Annotated in this window: 2 protein-coding genes; one reads left to right on the forward strand and one right to left on the reverse strand. The window is 71.0% G+C overall.

The genetic code is table 11. The features are described from left to right. The first annotated feature begins 291 nt into the window (after positions 1-291). Positions 292-1,416 carry an ATP-grasp domain-containing protein gene (locus StrepF001_RS45015; protein WP_129803846.1) on the forward strand — a complete coding sequence of 375 codons (1,125 nt, stop codon included), beginning with the start codon at positions 292-294 and terminating at the stop codon, positions 1,414-1,416. Here StrepF001_RS45015 and StrepF001_RS45020 read toward each other — a convergent pair. After that, positions 1,413-2,285: a sulfotransferase gene (locus StrepF001_RS45020; protein ID WP_240798015.1), complete on the reverse strand. Its 873-nt coding sequence runs from the start codon at positions 2,283-2,285 to the stop codon at positions 1,413-1,415. The genes StrepF001_RS45015 and StrepF001_RS45020 overlap by 4 nt on opposite strands. Between the last annotated feature and the right edge of the window lie 32 nt (positions 2,286-2,317).

Genomic DNA, 2,317 nt, shown 5'->3' on the forward strand with positions numbered 1-2,317 from the left:
ATGCCGGAATCGCGGGGTCTGGCACGCACATCTGCGGCGGTCAGTCACCGCTCCTCGGAGCCGACCTGATCCGCCGGACAGGCCCTGGCAGGAACCCGCGCTGAGGGTGGGCACGACCGGAGAATCCGTAACACGCACGTTGCACGCAGCGGGTCCGCGAAGCCGTATGATCGCCCCAACACCACCGCTACGAAACTCCCTTCACACAGGGGCGGTTCGGTGTCCCTCCAACCACCCCAGGCCGGGCCGGCCTCGCTCCGCCGTGCCCGCGAACCGTGAAAGGCGGCCTGCATGGTCTCTCGCGTACGCGTCTGGCTCAACCGCACGTACGCGGAGAACGTGTTCTTCATGGATCAGCTGCGGAGAAATCCCAGCGACCGGGCCGTCGAGATCCACGCCACGCACGGCGACCCCGACTCGCCCGTACTGGCCGCCGCCGACACGGCCGAGCTGGAGCCGGAGGGCCTGTCCCCGGCCGCGTACGTCGAGTTCGCCCTGGACCAGTGCGCCAGGCGCGGCATCGACGTGTTCGTGCCGCGGCTGCACCAGGCGGCGATCGTGGCGCACCGCGCCGAGTTCGAGGCGGTGGGTACGGCGCTGCTGGCGCCGCCGCCGGAGGCCGTGGCCGTCTTCCAGGACAAGGTGATCGCCTACGAGGCCGTCCAGGCGATCGGCGTGCCCGTGCCGCCGTGGTGGCGGGTGCGCAGCGCCGACGAACTGGTCGCGGCCGTCGAGGAGTTGGAGGCGGCCGGGCACAGGGCGTGCTTCAAGCCGGCGTCCGGGGCGGGCGGAGTGGGCTTCCGTGTGATCACACGCGCCCCTTTCTCGCTTCTGCACCTCAGCGGGTTCCCGAGCCCCTACGTGCCGCTCGACCTGGCGCTCGAGGCGGTGCGGCAGGCCGACGAGCCCGTCGACTGGCTGGTGATGCCGCGCCTGGAGCAGCCGGAGGTGTCCGTGGACTGCCTCACCGGCACGGACAACCGGGTGCGGCTGATCGTCGGACGGACGAAGAACGGGCGCCGGCGGGGTTTCACGCTGCACGAGCAGTGGCTGGAGCCGGCGCGGCGGCTCGCGGAGGGTTTCGGGCTGCACTGTCTGTCCAACATCCAGTTCCGGATGTTCGGCGAGCAGCCGGTGCTGATGGATGTCAACGCGCGTCCGGCGGGTGGGTTGCACCAGCTGTCGCTGTGCGGGGTCAACGCGCCCTGGGCGGCTGTGCGGCTGGCTCTCGGGGATGATCCCGGGGAGATCGTGCCGCCGTTCCTCGGGCAGGACTACACGGTGGTGTCCGCTCCGCGGCCGCTCAGGCCGGTGGCGGTTCCGCAGCAGCGGGAGGCGCCGGAGACGCTGCCGGCGGTTCCCTCTCCCACGCCGGGGGGCTCCGTCGGCAGTGCGGTTCAGGCACTGCCTCTCTAGACCGGGTACCCCCACGTCTTCGCCAACTCCGCCAGTCGAGGCGGGAGTTCGGCGGAAGGGTCGGCTGGTCTGGCGGGCTGGATGCGGCCCGACTTGATGGTGCTGCTCCAGTCGCCGAGCTGGGGGCGGAACGTGCCGTGGTCCCGGCTGCCGTAGTCGAGCATGCCGCTCTCCCACTCGACGCCGAGGTACTCGCACAGGCCGCGCGTCGCCTGCTCCGGCTCGGCGGTGAGCTCCTCGTACGTGATCACGTGCACGTCGAGGTTCTGCCGGGCCTCCTCCAGCTTCTCCGCGTAGCCGAGGACCTCGGCATGGATGGACTCGAGGTCGGGATCGCTGCGGCGCTCGGTCAGGGACGCTATGACCGCGCCCGGGTGACGCAGCAGGAGGATGTAGCGGGCGTTGGGCCAACATCGGTGCAGCCGGGGCCAGATGAGGGTGTTCGGCGGCGTCTTGTCGACGATGACGTCCTTGCCGCTGCGGGTGAGCTCCAGGTGCAGCACCCGGTCCCACAGCAGGTGCTCCAGCTCGGTCTTGTCGAGTTCCAGCGCCTTCATGGCCTCCGCGCTGAAGCTGCGGGTCAGCTGGACGTGGACGGTGCGCAGATGCATCTCGTGCGGGGCCCGGATGCGGCTGTGGCTGTTCAGCAGCACCCGCAGCAGGGTCGAGCCGGAGCGCACCGAGGACAGCACGAACACCGGCGAGTCCACGAGCCGCGGGGCGCGCGGGGCGACGTACGACGACTCACGGGGCCCCCGCGGGGCCGGCACGGCGTTCAGCTGGCGGCGCGGCGGGCTCACCGCCTGGACCATCAGCCGGCCGCGGCGCTTCAGCCCTTTCCCGATCGCGGACATACGCGGGTCTCGCACGGTGCCACCTTTCTCTATTCCTTGCTCCGGCA

The sequence above is a fragment of the Streptomyces sp. F001 genome, from assembly GCF_004187715.1.
GTDB classification, from domain to species: domain Bacteria; phylum Actinomycetota; class Actinomycetes; order Streptomycetales; family Streptomycetaceae; genus Streptomyces; species Streptomyces flavusporus.